The 19,956-nt window shown below is 38.8% G+C and carries 19 protein-coding genes, 1 pseudogene, 2 riboswitches and 1 other annotated feature; of the genes and pseudogenes, 6 read left to right on the top strand and 14 right to left on the bottom strand.

Features of this window, described 5'->3' with window-relative positions; translation table 11 throughout:
• Positions 1 to 20 precede the first annotated feature (20 nt).
• The 10 genes from purB to NSQ25_RS03125 form a co-directional block, all read right to left on the bottom strand.
• Positions 21 to 1,316 (bottom strand): adenylosuccinate lyase, encoded by a 1,296-nt coding sequence (purB, locus tag NSQ25_RS03170; protein WP_008355754.1) that lies wholly within the window; start codon positions 1,314 to 1,316, stop codon positions 21 to 23.
• A complete protein-coding gene (gene purK, locus NSQ25_RS03165; RefSeq protein WP_326136759.1) occupies positions 1,313 to 2,455 on the bottom strand; it encodes a 5-(carboxyamino)imidazole ribonucleotide synthase in 1,143 nt (380 codons plus the stop codon). The genes purB and purK overlap by 4 nt, the downstream gene beginning before the upstream one ends.
• Positions 2,448 to 2,936: a 5-(carboxyamino)imidazole ribonucleotide mutase gene (gene purE / locus NSQ25_RS03160; protein WP_039183007.1), complete on the bottom strand. Its 489-nt coding sequence runs from the start codon at positions 2,934 to 2,936 to the stop codon at positions 2,448 to 2,450. The genes purK and purE overlap by 8 nt, the downstream gene beginning before the upstream one ends.
• A 169-nt stretch (positions 2,937 to 3,105) precedes the next feature.
• Positions 3,106 to 3,207: riboswitch (purine riboswitch) on the bottom strand.
• A 79-nt stretch (positions 3,208 to 3,286) separates the two neighbouring features.
• Positions 3,287 to 3,487, bottom strand: coding sequence for an NETI motif-containing protein (locus NSQ25_RS03155; protein WP_012009137.1), 201 nt, complete (start codon positions 3,485 to 3,487; stop codon positions 3,287 to 3,289).
• Positions 3,484 to 4,038, bottom strand: a complete 555-nt coding sequence (locus tag NSQ25_RS03150; RefSeq protein ID WP_024424505.1) for a DUF2179 domain-containing protein — start codon at positions 4,036 to 4,038, stop codon at positions 3,484 to 3,486. Before NSQ25_RS03150 ends, NSQ25_RS03155 begins: the two co-directional genes overlap by 4 nt.
• A 204-nt stretch (positions 4,039 to 4,242) precedes the next feature.
• Positions 4,243 to 5,034 carry a hypothetical protein gene (locus tag NSQ25_RS03145; RefSeq protein WP_061110534.1) on the bottom strand — a complete coding sequence of 264 codons (792 nt, stop codon included), beginning with the start codon at positions 5,032 to 5,034 and terminating at the stop codon, positions 4,243 to 4,245.
• A 204-nt stretch (positions 5,035 to 5,238) separates the two neighbouring features.
• A complete protein-coding gene (locus NSQ25_RS03140; protein ID WP_101676666.1) occupies positions 5,239 to 5,421 on the bottom strand; it encodes a YezD family protein in 183 nt (60 codons plus the stop codon).
• 11 nt (positions 5,422 to 5,432) lie between these two features.
• Positions 5,433 to 5,594, bottom strand: coding sequence for a hypothetical protein (locus NSQ25_RS03135; RefSeq protein ID WP_166644707.1), 162 nt, complete (start codon positions 5,592 to 5,594; stop codon positions 5,433 to 5,435).
• A 208-nt stretch (positions 5,595 to 5,802) separates the two neighbouring features.
• Positions 5,803 to 7,128 (bottom strand): NCS2 family permease, encoded by a 1,326-nt coding sequence (locus NSQ25_RS03130; RefSeq protein ID WP_034282847.1) that lies wholly within the window; start codon positions 7,126 to 7,128, stop codon positions 5,803 to 5,805.
• Positions 7,129 to 7,272: 144 nt separating this feature from the next.
• A riboswitch (purine riboswitch) is annotated at positions 7,273 to 7,374 on the bottom strand.
• Between the two features lie 115 nt (positions 7,375 to 7,489).
• Positions 7,490 to 8,386 carry a LysR family transcriptional regulator gene (locus NSQ25_RS03125; RefSeq protein WP_326135361.1) on the bottom strand — a complete coding sequence of 299 codons (897 nt, stop codon included), beginning with the start codon at positions 8,384 to 8,386 and terminating at the stop codon, positions 7,490 to 7,492.
• Between the two features lie 100 nt (positions 8,387 to 8,486).
• Here NSQ25_RS03125 and NSQ25_RS03120 point away from each other — a divergent pair, with 100 nt between their 5' ends.
• Positions 8,487 to 9,674, top strand: a complete 1,188-nt coding sequence (locus NSQ25_RS03120; RefSeq protein WP_326136760.1) for an MFS transporter — start codon at positions 8,487 to 8,489, stop codon at positions 9,672 to 9,674.
• Between the two features lie 18 nt (positions 9,675 to 9,692).
• Here NSQ25_RS03120 and NSQ25_RS03115 read toward each other — a convergent pair whose 3' ends face one another.
• Both NSQ25_RS03115 and NSQ25_RS03110 read right to left on the bottom strand, forming a co-directional pair.
• Complete coding sequence (locus tag NSQ25_RS03115; RefSeq protein ID WP_326136761.1) at positions 9,693 to 11,120, bottom strand: DUF4179 domain-containing protein; 1,428 nt, start codon at positions 11,118 to 11,120, stop codon at positions 9,693 to 9,695.
• Positions 11,089 to 11,634, bottom strand: coding sequence for a sigma-70 family RNA polymerase sigma factor (locus NSQ25_RS03110; protein WP_144496740.1), 546 nt, complete (start codon positions 11,632 to 11,634; stop codon positions 11,089 to 11,091). Before NSQ25_RS03110 ends, NSQ25_RS03115 begins: the two co-directional genes overlap by 32 nt.
• A 179-nt stretch (positions 11,635 to 11,813) precedes the next feature.
• On the opposite strand from NSQ25_RS03110, the gene NSQ25_RS03105 reads away from it, so the two are divergent.
• The gene (locus NSQ25_RS03105; protein ID WP_046314157.1) at positions 11,814 to 11,999 is read left to right on the top strand and encodes a hypothetical protein; all 186 of its coding nucleotides are present in this window, start codon (positions 11,814 to 11,816) and stop codon (positions 11,997 to 11,999) included.
• Positions 12,000 to 12,003: 4 nt separating this feature from the next.
• On the top strand, positions 12,004 to 12,570 hold the full coding sequence (locus NSQ25_RS03100) for a GNAT family N-acetyltransferase (protein ID WP_326136762.1): 567 nt from the start codon (positions 12,004 to 12,006) through the stop codon (positions 12,568 to 12,570).
• A gap of 491 nt (positions 12,571 to 13,061) precedes the next feature.
• Here the strand turns inward: NSQ25_RS03100 and NSQ25_RS03095 are convergent, their stop codons facing one another.
• Positions 13,062 to 14,306 carry a hypothetical protein gene (locus NSQ25_RS03095; RefSeq protein ID WP_326136764.1) on the bottom strand — a complete coding sequence of 415 codons (1,245 nt, stop codon included), beginning with the start codon at positions 14,304 to 14,306 and terminating at the stop codon, positions 13,062 to 13,064.
• Positions 14,307 to 15,254: 948 nt separating this feature from the next.
• Positions 15,255 to 15,677, bottom strand: a pseudogene (locus NSQ25_RS03090) (GMP synthase (glutamine-hydrolyzing)); the annotation flags it as partial.
• Between the two features lie 102 nt (positions 15,678 to 15,779).
• On the opposite strand from NSQ25_RS03090, the gene NSQ25_RS03085 reads away from it, so the two are divergent.
• From NSQ25_RS03085 to NSQ25_RS03075, 3 genes are all read left to right on the top strand, one after another.
• On the top strand, positions 15,780 to 16,667 hold the full coding sequence (locus NSQ25_RS03085) for an AraC family transcriptional regulator (RefSeq protein ID WP_326136765.1): 888 nt from the start codon (positions 15,780 to 15,782) through the stop codon (positions 16,665 to 16,667).
• Positions 16,668 to 16,886: 219 nt separating this feature from the next.
• Positions 16,887 to 17,150: a binding site (T-box leader), on the top strand.
• Between the two features lie 57 nt (positions 17,151 to 17,207).
• Entirely contained in the window at positions 17,208 to 18,869 is a 1,662-nt protein-coding gene (locus tag NSQ25_RS03080) for a 2-isopropylmalate synthase (RefSeq protein WP_326136767.1), read from the top strand.
• Positions 18,870 to 19,925 (top strand): AraC family transcriptional regulator, encoded by a 1,056-nt coding sequence (locus NSQ25_RS03075; protein WP_326136768.1) that lies wholly within the window; start codon positions 18,870 to 18,872, stop codon positions 19,923 to 19,925.
• The last annotated feature ends 31 nt before the right edge of the window (positions 19,926 to 19,956 follow it).

The raw sequence follows: 19,956 nt of genomic DNA, 5'->3' as shown, positions 1-19,956 counted from the left end.
GCAAGCAGGCGGCCCATTTCTTACGCAAGACCTAGACGTTCGAAAATCATATCGACATTTTTCAAATGATAGTTGTAATCGAAGCAGTCAGCGATTTGTTCAGGTGTTAAGCGTGACGTGATTTTTTCTTCTGCTTCTACTAATGAACGGAACGGCACTTGTTTCTCCCACGCTTCCATTGCCTTTGGCTGAACCGTGTCATATGCCTCTTCACGTGCCATGCCTGTATCGATTAGTGCAAGAAGAACACGCTGTGAGTAAATTAAGCCGAGTGTGCGGTCCATGTTGCGCTTCATGTTTTCAGGGAAAACCGTTAAGTTTTTCACGATGTTTGAGAAACGGTTGAGCATGTAGTTCAGTGCAATCGTTGCATCTGGTAAAATGATGCGCTCAGCAGATGAATGAGAAATATCACGCTCATGCCAAAGCGGTACATTTTCATAAGCTGTCAGCATATATCCACGGATCACGCGGGCAATTCCCGTCATATTCTCAGAACCGATTGGGTTACGCTTATGCGGCATCGCTGATGATCCTTTTTGTCCTTTTGCAAAGAACTCTTCTACTTCACGTGTTTCACTCTTTTGAAGACCACGAATTTCAACAGCAAATTTCTCAATGCTCGTTGCGACTAAAGCTAGAGTAGCCATGTAATCTGCATGGCGGTCACGCTGCAAGGTTTGGGTTGAAATTGGTGCAGCTTTGATGCCAAGTTTCTCACATACATATTGCTCAACAAACGGGTCGATGTTCGCATATGTGCCAACAGCTCCAGAGATTTTGCCGTATTCAATACCTGCTTTTGCTTGTTTAAAACGTTCTAGGTTACGCTTCATTTCCTCGTACCAAAGAGCAAGCTTCAGGCCAAATGTTGTCGGTTCAGCGTGTACACCGTGTGTACGGCCCATCATGACAGTATATTTGTGCTCTTTTGCTTTTTCTTTTAGTATGTCAACAAATCTCTCAATGTCCTTGAGCAGGATATCGTTCGCCTGTTTTAATAGATATGAAAGCGCCGTATCCACTACGTCTGTCGATGTTAACCCGTAATGAACCCACTTTCTTTCTTCTCCTAGAGATTCAGATACAGCACGCGTAAAGGCAACCACGTCGTGGCGCGTGTCCTGTTCAATCTCTAAAATACGTCCAATATCAAAGCTTGCATTCTTGCGCATGGTCACAACGTCTTCTTTCGGAATGACGCCAAGCTCTGCCCAAGCTTCACAAGCGAGAATTTCTACTTCAAGCCATGCATTAAATTTGTTTTCCTCTGTCCAGATTGCTGACATTTCTGGTCGTGCGTAACGTTCGATCATTTCCCGTTTCCTCCATCTCTTTCAGTCCATATCTTTGTGATGTTTGTCATCCACTCATCATCGAGCTGTTTCATAAACGTCATATGCCCCATCTTGCGGCCGGCTTTTACTTCATGCTTTCCATATAGATAAAGCTTCGCTTCTTTGAGAAGCTCAGGATGCTCTTTTGGAATGTCCACTTCATCGCCTAATAAATTCACCATCATTCCCTCTGACAAAAGGGCTGTACCGCCAAGCGGCAAACCACATATAGCGCGGACATGCTGTTCAAACTGACTTGTCTCACATAAATCAAGCGTATAATGACCAGAATTATGCGGGCGCGGTGCCAGTTCATTGACGAGCAGCTTTCCGTCATTTGTCAGGAACAGTTCTACAGCAAGAGTACCAACCAGCCCCAGCTTTTCAGCCAGTGTTGTTGCCAGTTCTTTCGCCTTCTCCTGAATGCGGTTCTCTACCCTTGCAGGCACAATGCTTTGGAATAAAATATTATGCTTATGAATGTTCTCAGCGACTGGGAATACTGCAATCTCTCCATGAACAGAACGAGTAACGATCACTGATAGCTCCATTTGGAATGGAACCCAGCTTTCTAAAATACAAGTTCCATGTGTAAGCAGTGCAGCTGCTTCCTGAAGCTGTCCTTTTTCTTTCATGACGTACTGTCCTTTTCCGTCGTAGCCGCCTCTGCATGTTTTCAGCACGGCTGGCAAACCGAGCACGTCCACTGCATCTTCCAGCTCTTTTTCATCATGAATGATGCGGTAAGGCGCTACTTCACAGCCTGCGTCTACAATTCCTTCTTTCTCGGTCTCACGATTTTGAGTTAGAAGAAGAAGGTCGCTTCCTTGTGGTAAATAGGCTTCTTCCTTCAGCTGATTGAGTGCATCATAATCAATATTTTCAAACTCATAAGTCACCACATCGCTGATTTCTGCCAGCTTTCGAATCGCTTCAAGATCACTATATGCGGCTGTGATTTCTTTATCGGCAACCTGTCCGCAAGGAGATTGTGCGACTGGATCTAGAACTGCTGCCCGGAACCCCATTTGCTTTGCGCTGACAGCCATGTATCTGCCAAGCTGTCCGCCGCCAATGATCCCGATGGTTGCGTTTGGAAAAATGGTCTGCTTAGCCAAGCTGATCACTGCTTTCTAGTACAGTCTGTTTTGTCTGCTCTCTTCTTTCTTCAAGGCGAGCTGCAATTGTTTCATCAAATGCTGAAATCATTTGTGCGGCAAGAAGGCCTGCATTTGTTGCACCGGCTTTGCCAATTGCTACTGTAGCAACTGGTACACCGCCTGGCATTTGAACGATGGATAATAAGGAATCCAGCCCGTTTAATGCTTTTGATTGTACAGGCACACCAATGACCGGCAGTGTCGTTTTTGCTGCGACCATCCCCGGTAAATGTGCTGCGCCTCCAGCACCGGCAATGATGACCTTTAGTCCTTTACCTCTTGCTTCAGTCGCATATTCAAACATCAAGTCAGGTGTCCGGTGTGCGGATACCACCTGTTTTTCATACGGAATGTTTAATTCCTCTAAGATGTCGCACGCATTTTTCATTGTTTCCCAATCAGATGTACTTCCCATGATGACACCTACAAGCGGCTTCATTTTGTCCCCACCTTTAAGCTGTTATTCGATTTTGTATCGTTTGACACGCTTCCCAAACCTAAGCAGCTTGTCAAACGCCGAACAAAAAGACCCGGTCTGTATTGCAATGTTAGGAAGCAACACAAACCGGGCCATGGTAAGCGCTGTTCGCTTTTGAAACGCCATGTCAGTTTTGTTCACTATCCTGCATAGTCCAGTCATTTACGGTAACTGGGTAGAAACTTATGGGCCATATTCCCAAGATTATATGAGGCTCGTGTTTTGATTTCATGTTTATCTTAACAACGGATGTTCATGATGTCAACGGATTTATCGAACAATCTATGAAGTCGTCGTTTTAATGTTCGGATTTAGACTATTTTTCCTTCAAATACGATTTTTTTCCCAATCGGAATGATCTGAATCGACCCATTTTCCTTCTTTTCTTGAAAAATCGGTTCCTCCATTCGACGGACAGGCGAGTAGCCTTCCGCTGCCATCTGGGACAACACTTGATCAATCGTCATGTTGTCTTCCACATAGAATTTTTTCTTCTTTGGTTTTGCGGTCATTCTTTAATTCTCCTTTTCTTCACAGCCTTCACCCAGAAGCCGCCGTGAATCGATTTGGGCTCATATGAAATGATAAACGCCTTTGAATCCAGCGTCTTAATCGTTTCATATAATTGCAGTTCATATTTCCTCGGTGTTAAAATTTGCAATGCTGTCCGGTCTCCTTCAAGACCGCCTGCTACCCAGCTGGTGACACCATATCCTTTTTCTCTCAATTGTCTTGGGAGATCGACATCCAATTCTTTTGTGATCACGTTAACAGTTGTGTAGCCAAGTGCCAGCTTCTCTTCAATTTTCATCCCGACAATGATCCCCATTCCATAACCTAGGGCATACGCAATGACATTTTGTATTTGATCTAAGTTATCTAGAACGATACTTAATCCAATGACATAAATGAGCATTTCGATCGTACCCGCAAAAGCAGCTGCGTACCGTCTGCCTTTCATTGTTAAAATTAAACGCATGGTGGAAAAAGAAACATAAACAATATTAATCACTAAAATGATTAAAACCATGGTGAACGCATTGGATAAAAGTTGTTGAAGCACGATTCGAACCCCCTGCACTAAAAAATCAAATAAAGCACCCCATATTCTACTAGAGAACATACCTTGATACAATCAAATTTACGCGATCAAAACACATATATCTTTCGACAACAAGGATGGTGTTTGTTACCAAGAGTTTACCCGTTTTTTTCTCTTCTCAACATGAAAACCCCCTTTTTCAAAAAAGGAGGTTTTCAGTGTGTTTTATCCAAATCGAACAGGAACAAGTGATGGAATCAAATACTCCCCGACTATGCCCCAGAGCAGCGCAATAATGACAAGCTCAACCAATAAAAAGACCCAGCCCGCATACATCAAATCTCCTCGTTCGGCATCACGCTCCGACTGAATCGAGCGAAAGAGCACGACCGCAATCAACTGAAGACCGACAAACATCATCACGGATAATATGACGGTCACATATGGAATATTCAGCATGGCAAATACAAGCCAAAGGATGGATAAAACCAAAACCGGCACAAGCGCAGCACCAAACTTCATGATCACTTCTTTCAGTGATATGTTTCCTTTTAGCATGTACTTTCCGAGCAGCCAGACGGTAAGCATCATTAATGTCAACAAAATAAGTGTAAAGACCGCTACCTTCAAAAAGGCGTCGCCAAAAGAATAATGAATGCCAAAGCCTAATAAACGGGTCTTTGACGCCTTTAATTGAACATAGTTGCCTAAAGCAAAAAACACGCTGAATAACACAATCGAGATCCAGGCGTACTTCATACGCAATGTTTCCGCTTGATTGATGGCCCGGCTCGGTGATTTTAACATCGCCAGTCCATATGAGCCGTAACGCTTAAACGCGCCTCCTGCACCTTGCAGTATACGCTGGATAGCTGAACGCCCATCATCCGCTGACTTTGAGGTTCTTCCACGTTTTGCAGCGCTTCGGCTGAGGCGGGATTGCCTTGTTTCTTGATCTATTGATGACTCTTCATTTTTCTTTTCAGATGTCCCCTGATCTTGATCTTTCTCTAACATCTCATATCAACTCCTATCCAATCCTTACAGGCTCAAGTAAATGATCTGTTCGGATGACTCCTCTTAAAATAGCGGAGTCTCTCTATTCAGTCAAGATTCCTCGACGTTCATACGAATAGACGGATAAAAGGCAGCAGAGGTTTTAAATAAGACAAAACAAAAAAGCTGACGGCCTCCATCAGCTTTTTACCATGTTGAAATCCGTCAAGAACGATAGTGACTCCGATTTCCTTGCTGGACCCGGAGATTCTCCTGATGAGCGGGGAACCGAGTCTTTTTGGTCGTATCGACCTGTGTAATATGTCCATTATGAATGGTGATGACCACTGATCCATAGTCAATCCCTTTTAAAGCAGATAAAATGTAATTCAGCTTTTGTTCATCCATCGCTCATCCCCCTATTTTTGTTTTCGCTCTTTTAAATAGAGAACCTCATTTTCCAGCTCATGAATCGTATAATGCATGAGCGCTTCCTGTTTTTCTTCATGCCCCCATAAAAGGAGCTTTTGAATCAGCACCTGCTTTTTTCGTTCAATCACCTGTCTAAGCCAGCGTGACAAAAGACATCTCCTCCCCTTTTAAATGTCTGCAAGAAAAAAAGGCACCCTGAAACCCTCTATTAAAAAAGGAAATCAAAGCGCCTTTGGTGATCCAATCAGCGAATTATGTCTTTTTATCATAAACACATAATTCCTATAAGTCAACTATGTTTTGATTTTTTTAACAAAAAAACAGCAGCTTCTATGAGCTGCTGTTTCGGATGTTCAATTAATGATTTAAGAAAGCAAAATATAGAATAAAGATGACAAACAACCCGTACATAATTGGATGCACTTCTTTCGCTTTCCCTTTAAAGATCATGGTGATTGGGTAGAAAATAAAGCCAACCGCAATCCCTGTTGCAATACTGTATGTCAGTGGCATCATAATCATCGTTAAGAACGCTGGTACCGCAATTTCAAAACGATCCCATGCAATCTTCGCCAGCGGAGCGACCATCAGTGCACCGACAATGATCAAAGCAGGTGCTGTCACATTCGATGTAACGATGGATAAAAGCGGTGAGAAGAACATTGCAAGCAAGAAGAAAATACCTGTGACGACCGCTGCAAAACCAGAACGCGCACCAGCAGCTACACCTGAGCTTGATTCAACATAAGATGTTGTTGTAGATGTACCAAGAACAGAACCTACAACAATAGAAGAAGAATCCGCCAGCAGTGCTCTTCCTGCACGAGGCAGCTCATTATTTTTCATTAAACCAGCCTGCGTTGCCACAGCCACAAGTGTACCAGCTGTATCAAAGAACCCAACGAATAGGAACGTTAAAATCACGACAAGCATTTGAATCGAGAAAATTTCTGGCAAGTGAATCAAGGCTTGACCAAAGGTTGGGGACAAGCTTGGAATACTTCCCACAATTTGAGATGGTACTGGCACAAGACCAAAGATCATCCCAGCAATAGCTGTCACAAGCATTCCAATGAAGACACCTGCATTCACTCGAAGAACCATTAAAATAACCGTCACAACGATACCAAACACCGTTAACAGGACAGGACCACTATGAATGTTCCCAATCGAAACGAGCGTATTATCATTATTGGCGATAATGCCAGAGCCTTGCAGACCGACAAACGTAATGAACAAACCAATACCTGCACCAACTGCCAGCTTCAGCTCAGCCGGAATGGCATTGATGATTTTTTCACGGAAACCTGTTAAAGAAAGAGCAACGAAAATCAATCCTGAAACAAACACACCTGAAAGTGCTGCTTCCCATTTGATGCCCATACCAAGCACAACCGAAAAGGCGAAGAACGCATTCAGACCCATACCGGGTGCTATCGCAATCGGATACCTGGCGATCAATCCCATCAGAATACACCCTGCAGCAGAAGCTAACGCCGTCGCTGTAAAGACTGCTCCCTGATCAATACGTAATTTATCTGGAAAATCCGGTACCGACACTAATGCAAGTGTGATCGGATTGACAAACAGAATATAAGCCATCGACAAAAATGTGGTTAAACCACCGATGATTTCTCTGCGGTAATTCGTACCTAACTCATCAAACTGAAAAAACTGTTTCAAGCCAACTGACTCCCTTCATGTCCTTTTGCTTTAGTCTGTCCCATTCACAAGTCAAATAAAAAACGCCCCAACAGTTTTGGGACGCTTGACTACATATGTGAATTCAGACTGTGACATAAAACAAGAACAATGCATGATTTATATCAAACGAGTGTGAATTGACGTAGTCAAGCCATTTACGGTAGCTTGGTAGAAACTTGCGGGCCATATCCCCGCGATTATACGACTTCTATCTATTTGATTTCTGTGTCTATTGTACCAACTTCATTTTTAAAACACAATACGAAAAGCGAACATTTTTCAAAGAAATGTCCGCTTCATTCGTCTTATTACACGAATTTGGAAAATCACATCTAGTTCTTTATACACCCTTCCCCAAATCCTTCTCTTTTGCAAAAACCGCTTCGGCTACATGGAAAAACTCTTTCACTGCCGGTGAAGCTTGAGAGAGAGACGGACAAGCGAGCGCAACCTCACGATGATGAGAGACATTCAACTGACGTATGTGTACAAGCTGCTGCGTTTTTAAAAATAACTCCGGACCTATCGTGACACCAAGTCCTTCTCCGACCATACGGGCAATGGTCGTACAATCATGTACTTCAAATAAAACAGAAGGCTTCATTTGCGCCTCCGAAAAAATATCCTCTACATGTGATTGATACATGCCAGTCGGCATAATAAATGGTTCATCTGCCAAATCTGTTATATCTACAATGGGCTGCTGTTCATATCGATGATTTGGGTGATAGGCGACCACCATCTCATCTTTGATAAGTGGCAGTAAATCAAAAGCTTCATCCGCATGGCCTTTTACAACAAATCCAACATCAATGATGCCAGAATCCAGCCACTCCAATATTTCTTCATACGTTCCCTCATAGAATTTAAATTCGATTTTTGGATGTTTTTTCTGATAGCTCACAAGCAGTTTAGGCAATAAACAAGCAGAGGCACTGGCAAATGTGCCGATACGAATCAAGCCTGTTTCAATATTTTTCGTTAATGCAATTTCTTGCTGGATCTTCTCGACTCTATTTAACACTTCTCTAATATGCGGGAGAAGGGTCTGACCAATGTCCGTCAGCATAATGCCCTTTTTTCGGTCGCGAATGAATAAAGACACACCCCACTCTGACTCTACATTCGCCACTGCATGACTGACAGCTGACTGTGTCATATTTAATGCTTCAGCTGCTGCTGTAAAACTGCCAAGCTCCACAACTTTTGCAATAATATCAAAACGAACAAAGCTCATGAGTATTTACTCATCTCCTTCATGAAAAACATCAATTTTACTTATGTTAGCACGGAATTTAAACTAAAGACAACGCATCAACATGAAGGAAGGGTTCAAAATGAAAAACACATCTCATCAGCTATTGATTATTCTTTTAGCTGTCGGTTCATTTGTCACAGGCACGTCAGAATTCGTCGTGTCCGGCATTCTAGATATCATTGCTGTTGATTTACACATCTCCATTCCTGCTGCCGGACAGCTCATCACTGTCTATTCTCTTTTTTATGCAGTAGGCGCTCTCTTTTTAGTCATGGCAACGTCGAAGCTGAACCGAAAAAAGGTTTTGTTATCAGCTATTTTTGTGTTTATTTTAGGCAATATGCTCGCCTTTTTCAGCCATCATTTTGTGCTGCTCCTGCTCTCTCGCGTCATCATGGCCATGAGCGGCGGCTTATATATTGTCGTTGCCACGAATTATGCAGCGCAGATCGCCCCGCCAGAAAAAAAGGGAAGTGCAATGGCGACCGTCATCACTGGCTTCACCGTTTCACTCGTACTTGGTGTGCCTATTGGAACATTTCTATCAGGTCATGTGGATTGGCACTATATTTTTCTCATCATTGCACTAGGTACTGCTTGTCTCTTCTTGCTTCTTTATCAATTGCTGCCACGCATAGAGGGACATTCACATCTGCCATTGAAGCAGCAATTACACATTCTTCAAGACCGCAGAGTGATCAGCGGCTTAGCCACGACGGCCTTTTGGATTTTAGGCTACACGATGGTCTTTGCTTATATCTCTCCTTTATTGCGACAGACCGCCGGCTTTTCACTTGAAATGACAAGCATGGCCTTGCTCGTCTTAAGAATTTCTGCTTTTATTGGCTCACGCTTTGGCGGCTTCGCCGTTGATCAATGGGGACCAAACCGAACCATCTCGATCAGCATTATGATCCAGATGTTCGCTCTCTTTGCCTTATTCTTTACGCAATTCTCTACAATTAGCGTCTTGATCACACTCGCCATTTGGGGCATCGCCACATGGACAACAACACCAGCGAAGCAATACTATCTGATCTCCCTTAAACCCCAAGCATCAGAAACCGTGCTGAGCTTTAATACAGCGATTATGAACATCGGCATGATGCTTGGTTCGTCAATGGGCGGCGTGATTATACAGTATACAAATGTAACAAATTTAAGCTGGATTGGTGGATTAGCTAGTTTTGTGGCGTTGATATTGATCAGGTATTCGTTCAACCGTCATCGAATGGTGGAACAACAGACAAAAAGCGAACATGTATAACCATGTTCGCTTTCTTATTTATTGACTAGCTTTTGAAGTTTCTTTTTTGACTGGAATGGTTACCATGATATATTTCTGTGGTACCAAACGGTTCAGATCTGACAAATCAAGGTTAAGCCCATAATCCTTAAGTGATATTGTGTCTAACTTCTTATCAAATTCAAAAGTGGATTGCAAAGAGGCTGTCTTTACATTGGTCACCTTTGCATCGTTCCTCTCTAAGTAATATCCGTTTTCATCATTTGCTTCAGAATCTGACCATGATTTTAACTTTTTAATGTCACCTAATCCTATCCATTCACCTACATTCTCCATAATATCTTCATCTAATTCTTTCTGGTCTACTCCAGTAAATTGATAATTAACTGTTACAGAATGACCCTTTTGCTCTATTTTATTAATTTTGATTCCAATTCCATGATGCTTTGTTTTGTACTGAACAGGCAGCTTTGTCTGAAGAGGAATGATTTTGCTTTCTTCTCGTTCGAAGTCCACAATTGTGTAAAATGTTAATTCAGTCGCCTTTGGATCGATCGGTTGATTCAAAATGGTCAAATGATCTTTTCTAGTTTTTTCAGGAGTCAGTTGTTTTTCTCCTAAATCTGTTCCAAGTTCGAATTGGTAATCATTACCTAAATCATCTTTCATTCTATCTATAATGACTCTATCATCTTTGGCAAAACCATTGTAATCAATGGCATATTGAATAACAGACCCTTTCAATCCTTTTTCTACTTTTACATTCCTTATTTGATAACGTCCTTTTAAAATAGATACGTCTTTTTGTCCAGCTAATATAGTAGTTTTTTGCTTCACTACAGGTAATTCAAATCGCCAATTCCCTACTATATCTCCAATTTTCGAAATGACGAGTGGCGCTTTTTGACCTTGCTTAATTGTCTGTCCATTTGTATAGACTGTCACCTGTCCAGCATAACGACCATCTTTCAATTTTTTTAATTCATGATTGTAGTCACTCGATTGGGTGGTTTCATTTACTGGATCTAGGTTGACTACAAATGGTACTGAATTTTCTTTTGTATTCAAATGATCGACAGTAAACGTATAAACGAGTCGCCCTGCATCATAGTAAACACTGTTTACTTTTACAGTAATTCCTCTTGATTCAGCCCCCTCATTAACATGCTTCACCATATCACTCTGAAAAAGAGCCATTCCTACTTTATCGTGAAACATCATATAAAATTGCCCAATAATCGGGACACGTGCCATCGCTGTATTAAGAGAAGGAAAAAGGAAACCTGATGAAAAGTAAAGGACGATGAGCACGAGGACAGAGTATATTGGCGTTCTCCAGTTCCATTTGAACCAATGTTTTTTCTGTTCCGCTTTTACATCTCCTATTGCTTGACGAATCGCAGAGGTCACTTCCACCGTTGGTACATCAATCTCATCATAAAGCTTTTTCATTTCTTTTCGTTCCATCAACACTCTCCTCCTTCTCCAATGTTTGCTTTAATAACTTTCTTGCTCGATACAAATGAGTTTTAACCGTTCCTTCAGGCACACCCATCTGCTCAGAAATCATCGAAATTGAATAATCTTGAAAATAAAACAACTGAATGACCACCTGGTATTGCTCATCTAACACATCAAGTGCATTTTTTAAATCGAGCTTGTCTTCCAAAAAATCATGACGCTCCACGCTTTCGTGCTGCTGTTCAAACGGAACAACATCTTGCTGTTTTTTCTTCATCGCAAAAATTGTATGAATCAAAATTCTCGTCAGCCAGCTAGAAAAATAAGCCGGTTCTTTCAAACCAGATAGATGCTTAAACGCTTTAAATACCGTCTCTTGAACAGCATCTAACGAATCCTCTTTATTTCTTGTGTAGAGAAAAGCCGTTTTATATAAACGCTCCTGATACATCAGCATTAATTTCTCAAATGCCGGGACATTCCCTTTTTGTGCTTTTTTAATTAGACGCACTTGCTTCATCTCATCCACACCTCCTACACCTGTTAGAGCAAGCTTTCTCTCAAACGGTTTCAACAAATGGAAATTTCTTTTACTTAGCATATGTCGGATAAAAATAGAGAAAGTGAAGAACGAGCCGCAAAGATTTTGTCGAACATTTGATATAATGGAAGAAATATGTACAAAAAGGAGTAAGTCTATTGTTTCTATTTGAAGAACCCGCGTGTGCTAGCTGTCAGAAAAAGATAGAAGGAAACGAAGAAGTGTACGTCAAGCTGATCTATCCAAAGAGAAAAGGAATGACAGAGGTGAAGGCTTGGCTGAGGAATGAAGGGGTTTTTTATTGTAAGGCATGTACAGAACAAAAGACATCTCATGGAGGATAACCAAATGAACAAAATCAACTTTCCACAAACATTTCCAACAATACATACCGAAAGACTGATCTTAAAACAAGCGACGATCGAAGACGCTGAGGATATGCACATCTATTTATCCAATGAAACTGTGTGCCGCTACATGGGAATCGATGCTCATGAAACGATTGAAGACACAAAAGGAGAAATCAAGTGGTATCACGACATCTTCAAAGAACAAACAGGCATCCGCTGGGGCATTTCTCTAAAAGACAACCCAGCCATCATCGGCAGCTGCGGATTTCTCAATTTAGAAAAACAGCACCTCCGCACCGAAATTGGCTATGAATTACACCACGATCATTGGAGAAAAGGCATCATGAGCGAAGCGATTGCTGCGGTGTTACGATATGGATTTCAGGTGATGAACCTGAACCGGATTGAAGCAATCATTGATCCAGCAAATATGTCCTCTGTTCAATTATTGGAGAAGATTAATTTTGTGCGAGAGGGTTTATTGAGGGAGTATGATCTTGGTCAGAATGGGTTTGATGATGTGTTTATATATTCGATTTTGAAGAGGGATTATGAATTAAAATAGAATTCATTAAGTCTTGCACATTCATTTGATCATACTATATAAAGTCGTAACGAACCCATGGAAAACAAATACTTTTTTCATTCAAAATCATAACCCGAATATGCTCCTTCACATTTGTGAGCTAAACCCATATATTGAAAACTTGTCTAGCAAATTGAACATTCAGCACCCTTTCTCCCTCTGAAAGATTCGGAGAAGAAAGGTGTGCTAAACTGCTATTACAACGAAATTTTATATATAAAAAGTTTTTCTATAGATCGAAAAAAAAGGAACAAATGTCTCAGCATGTAACCTATATAAGTAAATACGAGAAATAAAACATATATCAAAAAATACACGTTCATTTCAAATTAACAAATTATAAAATAGTCTTTGTCATCAGTTCAATTAGTGTGATTCAACAGCTTGGAAAAATCTCTAGAGTACAAGAAGAAGGAAGGGCTTAATTCAGAGATTTCGCGAACTTGTAACTTTAAATGATGTATTTTGAACTACTTCCTTAATTCACTAAATACTTTTTTATATGAGGAGAAAATAGAGTATACAATTAAATTTCTTTTCAACCAAGCTATAAACCGGGTTTTTATTGAAAGATCCGGAATATCTAATTTAACCTCGTTATCCTTTATTATTTTTGAAGTTATATCGTTATTTAATAAAAGGTTCTCATAATCTTCTCCGCCAAAATACGAGCATTCAACTAAGTACTGATACTCCATTGGATATTCTTCTTTAATTAATTTTCTATAAATAGTTTTTGCTTTTAGTTTATTTTTCACTATTTTTCTATTAATTAATAATCCACCTATAATATAAGATATTGTAAAAGCAGTTATCCCTAAACTTATCATTGAAGTTAACTGACTCGAAAATTCTTTCAACAAAAAGTGATTAATCACATCTACTAAATCAGGATTATCTAAAATAATGTTTTTTAATGTATCCGAGACATCATTCTCATTTTTTACAGTTTCAATAGTTAATAAATATTTCTCAGATTTGATATAACTAGAAAAATAGAACAATAAAATTGGACTTAAAAGTGCAGCTAAAATTGTTGTAAATGAACTGATTAGTACTGTCTTTCCATTTAATTTTCTTAAAACATGAACTGGAAAAGCATATGTTAACGTAGAATACAATATCATTGTATTAAGTAAGTAAATCGAAAATCCAACGAAATCAGGTAAAAAATTAATTATTGGATGTAGAAAGAAAAAGTAGATGATAGAACTAATTATTGGTATCAAAACATAAGTAGCTGTTGTATATTTATGAACTAAACCAGCTATTATACCCCCATAACCAATAAGAAGGACAAAACTGATGCTGATAATAATAATTAAATTCACAATTTCTGATTTACCTAAAAAATGTTCAAAAAGACTTCTAATTGCAAAGATGTTAACTAATAAAATAAAAAGTGTCCCCACCGCTACATCACGGAATAAATTAAAGATATTCCGCCTTTTCTCTAAATCAATATCTTTATTATCATCTGTAATATAATAATATTTTAATTGTTTTAGCTTTTTCAGTTCAACAAAGAGAGTATTAATGTTACTAGTAATGGTTTTTCTATTAACCCAAATTAGCCACAAACTAATTAATACTACATAAATACTTGCAAACAAATACAATTTTTTAGACAATAGAAAAAGTAGTATACACATATAAATAACAAGAAATAATACATTGATTGAATTTTCAGCTCTATTTTCCCTTTCCTCTCTCATATAAATTCCTCCTACTAATATTAATTAAAATATAAAACTAAAGTTACTTCTACATTTATTTTGTCGGCTACTCTTTTTTAATTTTAAGAAAGAATTTCATTATTGGTTAAAGGATAAAGTAAATACGCAGGCCGCATACTTGTAGTATCATGCCCCAGGTTAATATGCTTTACTTCATTCCACGATACGAGTTGAGATCTTTTCAAACATGCCCCAAAGGATTCTCGCCTATTGAATTCCTCATACCGAATCTTAAGGCAATGTTATTTTAAAAGCATCTTTAATAATATCAATACAGGCGTGACCATCGCCTAAAAGAATAGATGAAACAGATAAGATCTAGCTCCTATACCAAATTTAGATTCACCATTAAATAGTTTTTGAACAGTAGTTATAAGGATAGCTTTAGCATTAATAAATTCATCTGGTAATCCTGAAGAATTCATGGTTACATATTTCAAAGCTAGCAGTCTGCTCACAAGCTTGATTTACTAATTGGTGGTCGTGGCATAAATATAATGCTATCCTTTATCTTCATTAAGTATAGACTTTAGCATTAAAATGCCCATAATGGTTTTACCTTGACCAGTATGTAATTTCATTACAACGTCTTTTTTATTTTTAAAACCTTTATACCATTTGTCTAAAGTTGAATTTGTACAGGTCTTAACGGGCCCTTTTCATAAGACCGATCTAACGTATCAATATTTCGATTGAATTAACTTTTCTTTCTACAGCTTTTGTCAAAATCTTTTTTTAAAATTAACCATATTTTTTACACCTCGAATTATTTTTGATACGTATTATACTTAATAGATTATAGATAATCATATAATATACCCTATATGAAATATATTCCACCATATAAATAATCTTTCAAATTTTATAGATTACCTTAAAGGTATCACTAGTGATATCTAAACAAAAAAGCTTGGAGTAAACTTAATATTAATAGAATTTCCACTCAATCGTAGCAGACGGCTTACTCGTAATATCATACACCACACGGTTAACATGCTTCACTTCATTCACACGAGTTGAGATCTTTTAAAAAACATCCCAAGGGATTCTTTCCCAGTCACTCGTTATCCCATTAATCGAAGTATCAGCACGGATACCGATTGTGTAGTCGTATGTTCTTGCGTCACCCATAACACCTACGCTGCGGATGTCTGGGAGAACCGTGAAGTATTGCCAGATGTCGCGCTCAAGGCCGAAGTTGTCAATTTCTTCGCGTAGAATCGCATCAGATTCACGGACGATTTCTAGTTTTTCTTCTGAAATTTCACCTAGTACACGGATACCTAGTCCTGGATCTGAGTTTGGATGTCTCTAGACGATGTCGTCATGAATACCAATCTCTAAACCTAGGTTAGGAAATTCTCCCTCTGATATTACAACACAGCACAAAAAGTCAAGTTTCCTAAAGATCATTTCCGCTATACTAAACTCGTAAGGCAAGGAGGTGCTCGGTTGTCCTATCAAGAACATGAGAAAACGATTCAAGAAACATTAAATTATATTGAACAGCATCTGAAAGATGATTTACCGCTTCAAACTCTAGCGAAACACGCTGGTTATTCTAGGTTTCACTTTCACCGTATATTCAAAAAAGTGATTAAGAAGTCAGTTGTTGATTATATACGGGAACGTCGAATGACCCAAGCGGCGAAGGATTTAATTCATACGGACCAAAGGGTGATTGACATTGCATTGCAGTATCGTTTTGGTTCACAGGAATCCTTCACTAGAGCCTTTAAGAAGATATATGATATGTCACCCGCACGTTATCGGAGATTACTAAGGAATGTCATTGATAAGGAGGAAACGAATATGGCTGCAAATAAGAACACACCTACTGGCTGGATTATGACGGGAGAAACACCATCTGATTATGAAACAGGTTTGGATGACAGAATTGTACACAGTGGTACTACCTCAGCTTACCTGAAATCAAAGGATGAAAAAGCACGAGGATTCGCGACCTTAATGCAGCAAATTAAGTCTGATCGTTACCGTGGAGAACGTCTTCAATTTTCCGCTTTTGTCAAAAGCGAAGATGTGAAAGGTTCAGCTGGTTTATGGATGAGGATTGACCATTCTTCAGGTGAAGTTCTTGCGTTTGACAACATGATGAACCGTCCCATTACAGGAACAAACGGCTGGAATCATTTTAGTGTAGTATTGGATGTTCCAGTCAAAAGTGAAGTCATTGCGTTTGGCATATTACTACAAGGCTCAGGTCACATTTGGATGGACGAACTCAGTTTTAAAATTGTAGATGAAAGTGTGCCAGTGACAGAACAACATACTGTGGATCATTTAGAGGATGAACCAGTGAATTTAAATTTTGAAGGCTAGCAGACTGAATTTAAGAGGAGGTTCATTGCCATGAAAAAAATTGGTGCGATTTTATTGTTCGCTATGAATTCACTCACCTTTATTTGTGGCCTTGGAATTTTATTTGGTGAAGAGGATTAAAGATAAGCACCCATAGAACAAAAAAAATCAATTAAAAAAGATATCCCTATCACTATCTCTTTTTTATAGACTTGGTATAATAGAAAAAATCAGAAAAATGAGAATGCGATGATAAGGAATAGTACTTGCCGAAATGTTTTCAGAAAGTTGCTGGCTGATGAGAAGCAATAACAAAAAGGCAGGGAACTCACCTTAGAGTAGCCTTAGTGAAATGAAAAGTATTGATGTAGTTAAGGTCGGCACCCCACCGTTATATGGGAAGGATACAGATCAAACAATCTGTATCCGAATAAGGGCATGATAATGTTTGTTTATCATGAAACAGGGGTGGTACCGCGTAAGAAGAAGTCTTTCGTCTCCAAGGTAAATATTGGGGATGAAAGGCTTTTTTTATATTCTATTTTCTAGGAGGATTCGATAATGTTTAATCACAAAAAATACGAAAAGAAATACTTTTTGCCACCGAACCTTACTTATGATTGGGTGAAGAAAGAAACATTAGAAAGTGCTCCGATATGGTGCAGTGTGGACTTGCGGGATGGTAATCAAGCATTACCTATTCCTATGAACTTAGAAGAAAAATTGGAAATGTTTCAGTTATTAGTAGAGATAGGTTTTAAAGAAATTGAGATCGCATTTCCAGCTGCTTCTGATACGGAGTTTAGGCTATTACGGACACTGATTGATCATCATATGATTCCAGACGATGTCACGATTATGGTGATCACACAAGCGAGAGAGCATATTATCCGCCGAACCTTCGAAGCCCTTAAGGGAGTACCGAAAGCGATTGTTCATTTATATAATTCGACTTCAGAAGCGCAGCGCAGACAAGTATTTAAGAAAACAAAAGATGAAATTAAACAAATTGCCATTGATGGAGCTATTTTAGTAAAAGAACTTGCCGAAAAAACAAATAGTGATATTTATTTTCAATATAGTCCAGAAAGCTTTCCAGGAACAGAAGTTGATTATGCGTTAGATATTTGTAATAGTGTTTTAGATATTTGGAAACCGACACCAACTCATAAAGCGATCATCAATATTCCGACAACAGTTGAATATTCAATGCCTCATATCTTTGCAAGTCAGATTGAGTATATACACAAAAATCTGTCTTACCGAGACAGTGTGACATTATCTGTTCATCCTCATAATGACCGCGGCTCTGGGGTGAGTGATGCAGAATTTGGTGTTCTAGCTGGCGCAGAAAGAGTCGAAGGTACATTATTTGGTATCGGTGAACGTACAGGGAACGTAGACTTGATTACCTTGGCGATGAATATGTATTCACAAGGTTATGATCCAAAATTGAATTTCAATAACCTAGAAGCGATTCGTAAAAAATATGAAAAACTAACAAAAATCACTGTTCATGAGCGGCAGCCCTATTCTGGGGAGATGGTTTTCACCGCATTCTCTGGTTCACATCAAGATGCGATATCTAAAGGTATGAAATATAGAAAAGAAAATAAAGTTGATAAATGGGACGTTCCGTATATCCCAGTAGATCCAGTTGACTTGGGGAGGAATTATCAAACGGATGTGATTCGAATCAACAGCCAGTCTGGAAAAGGCGGCATAGGCTATATACTAGAAACAAATTATGGCATTCAACTTCCTTATCAAATGAATGAAGCCATGGGATATGCAGCGAAGAAAGTATCTGATCAGATAAGTAGGGAATTGTCTGTCGAAGAAATATATCATGTTTTTAAAGAACAGTATGTTGATTTTCACCCTCATTTCCAGCTGCTTGATTATCAATTTCATAAAGGAGAGAAGCAGGAAGTTACCTTAACCTTGCTGAGAGATCATCAACAAATTGAAATACAAGGAACTGGCACTGGAAGTTTAGATGCAATCAGTAATGCGTTAAAAGCATATTTTCATCTCGAATATGTTTTGGAAGTCTATGAACAGAATTCTTTAGGCAAGGATTCCCAAGCACAAGCCTGTGCACAGATTGGAATTTCATATCAAGGAAAAATGCATTGGGGTGCTGGAATTGATAAAGATATTATAGAAGCAACAGTGAAGGCCCTGGTGGTTGCAGTAAATAAACTAGAGGTTTGGATGTAGATGGAAAAAGATAAACTTGAAAAACATGAAGTGATGCAATATTTAAGAGAATATAACGAGCAAGAAATCTTTTATCAACAATACCAACAGAAAAAGCATGACAATCAATCATTGCAATTATTTTTGAAGGATTATGATAAATACAATTTAATGCATAAGCAAATATATATAGAAGAGTTTTTACAAAAAGGGCAAAACGAATTTGAAAAGGAAGATACCATGTGGTTAGGTCAGGAGAAAGATATCGAAGTGAGAAAGTATAGCCGTTTTATGCCTCAATTGCCGGCTATCCATGATTTCTTTGAAATGATCTATGTTCTGGAAAATGAGATGTATGTAGAAGTGGAAGACAAAAAAATGACTTTAAAATCAGGAGATATTGCCTTTATTCCACCTGACACCCTACACAAGCCAATTGTAATGGAGAATACAATCGCCATGCAAATCATGATCCGTAAGAGTACTTTTCAAAAAGTGTTTTTTAAAATGTTAAAAGGAAATAATGTCATTTCAGAATTCTTTTTGAATGCATTGTATATAAAAGAAAATAAAAATATTCTTATTTTCCATAGTCACTTGGATAAACATTTGCTAGACTGCTCTCTTCAACTATTTACAGAAAATTATAATCGGTTTCCTAGTTACCAGTTGATTATGAATAATTTGTTTGAGATATTATTATGTCTCTTATTAAGATTCAAACCAAGTCATATGAACGTAAATCAGGTCAAACAATATCGTGATATACGTATTATTCAAATGCTCCAATATATTCAGCAATGTTGTGAGCATATCACCATCCAGGAGATGGCAGAGGAATTTAACCTTTCACAGTCTTACCTGTCAAAATATATAGCTCGTAAGCTTGGCAAATCATTTCGTGAGATTCGACAAGAAATAAGATTGGAAAAAGCCTGCGAAATGCTCACTGGCAGCAATTCACAAGTAGATCATATTGCGGCAGCCGTAGGTTATCAAAATGTAGAGCATTTCATTCGTTTATTTAAGAGAAAGTATCACCTAACACCACATCAATATCGTTTAAATAATAGATAATGACTCTATTGTATTAATACTTGGAGAGATT

Source organism: Bacillus sp. FSL R5-0512, from assembly GCF_038593295.1.
Taxonomy (GTDB): domain Bacteria; phylum Bacillota; class Bacilli; order Bacillales; family Bacillaceae; genus Bacillus; species Bacillus safensis.
The sequence above is the reverse complement of the archived record's forward strand: the minus strand, read 5'-3'. Positions and strand labels throughout refer to the sequence as shown.

What these genes read in the sequence shown, in the direction of transcription:
- NSQ25_RS03110 (WP_144496740.1), bottom strand. Translation starts at nt 11,634, where the DNA reads ATGAAGCAAGTGCGTCTAATTAAAAAAGCACAAAAAGGGAATGTCCCG.
- NSQ25_RS03075 (WP_326136768.1), top strand. Translation starts at nt 18,870, where the DNA reads ATGGAAAAAGATAAACTTGAAAAACATGAAGTGATGCAATATTTAAGA.
- NSQ25_RS03125 (WP_326135361.1), bottom strand. Translation starts at nt 8,386, where the DNA reads ATGAGCTTTGTTCGTTTTGATATTATTGCAAAAGTTGTGGAGCTTGGC.
- NSQ25_RS03080 (WP_326136767.1), top strand. Translation starts at nt 17,208, where the DNA reads ATGTTTAATCACAAAAAATACGAAAAGAAATACTTTTTGCCACCGAAC.
- purB (WP_008355754.1), bottom strand. Translation starts at nt 1,316, where the DNA reads ATGATCGAACGTTACGCACGACCAGAAATGTCAGCAATCTGGACAGAG.
- NSQ25_RS03155 (WP_012009137.1), bottom strand. Translation starts at nt 3,487, where the DNA reads ATGACCGCAAAACCAAAGAAGAAAAAATTCTATGTGGAAGACAACATG.
- NSQ25_RS03095 (WP_326136764.1), bottom strand. Translation starts at nt 14,306, where the DNA reads ATGAGAGAGGAAAGGGAAAATAGAGCTGAAAATTCAATCAATGTATTA.
- NSQ25_RS03140 (WP_101676666.1), bottom strand. Translation starts at nt 5,421, where the DNA reads ATGGATGAACAAAAGCTGAATTACATTTTATCTGCTTTAAAAGGGATT.
- NSQ25_RS03100 (WP_326136762.1), top strand. Translation starts at nt 12,004, where the DNA reads ATGAACAAAATCAACTTTCCACAAACATTTCCAACAATACATACCGAA.
- NSQ25_RS03145 (WP_061110534.1), bottom strand. Translation starts at nt 5,034, where the DNA reads ATGTTAGAGAAAGATCAAGATCAGGGGACATCTGAAAAGAAAAATGAA.
- NSQ25_RS03115 (WP_326136761.1), bottom strand. Translation starts at nt 11,120, where the DNA reads ATGGAACGAAAAGAAATGAAAAAGCTTTATGATGAGATTGATGTACCA.
- NSQ25_RS03120 (WP_326136760.1), top strand. Translation starts at nt 8,487, where the DNA reads ATGAAAAACACATCTCATCAGCTATTGATTATTCTTTTAGCTGTCGGT.
- purE (WP_039183007.1), bottom strand. Translation starts at nt 2,936, where the DNA reads ATGAAGCCGCTTGTAGGTGTCATCATGGGAAGTACATCTGATTGGGAA.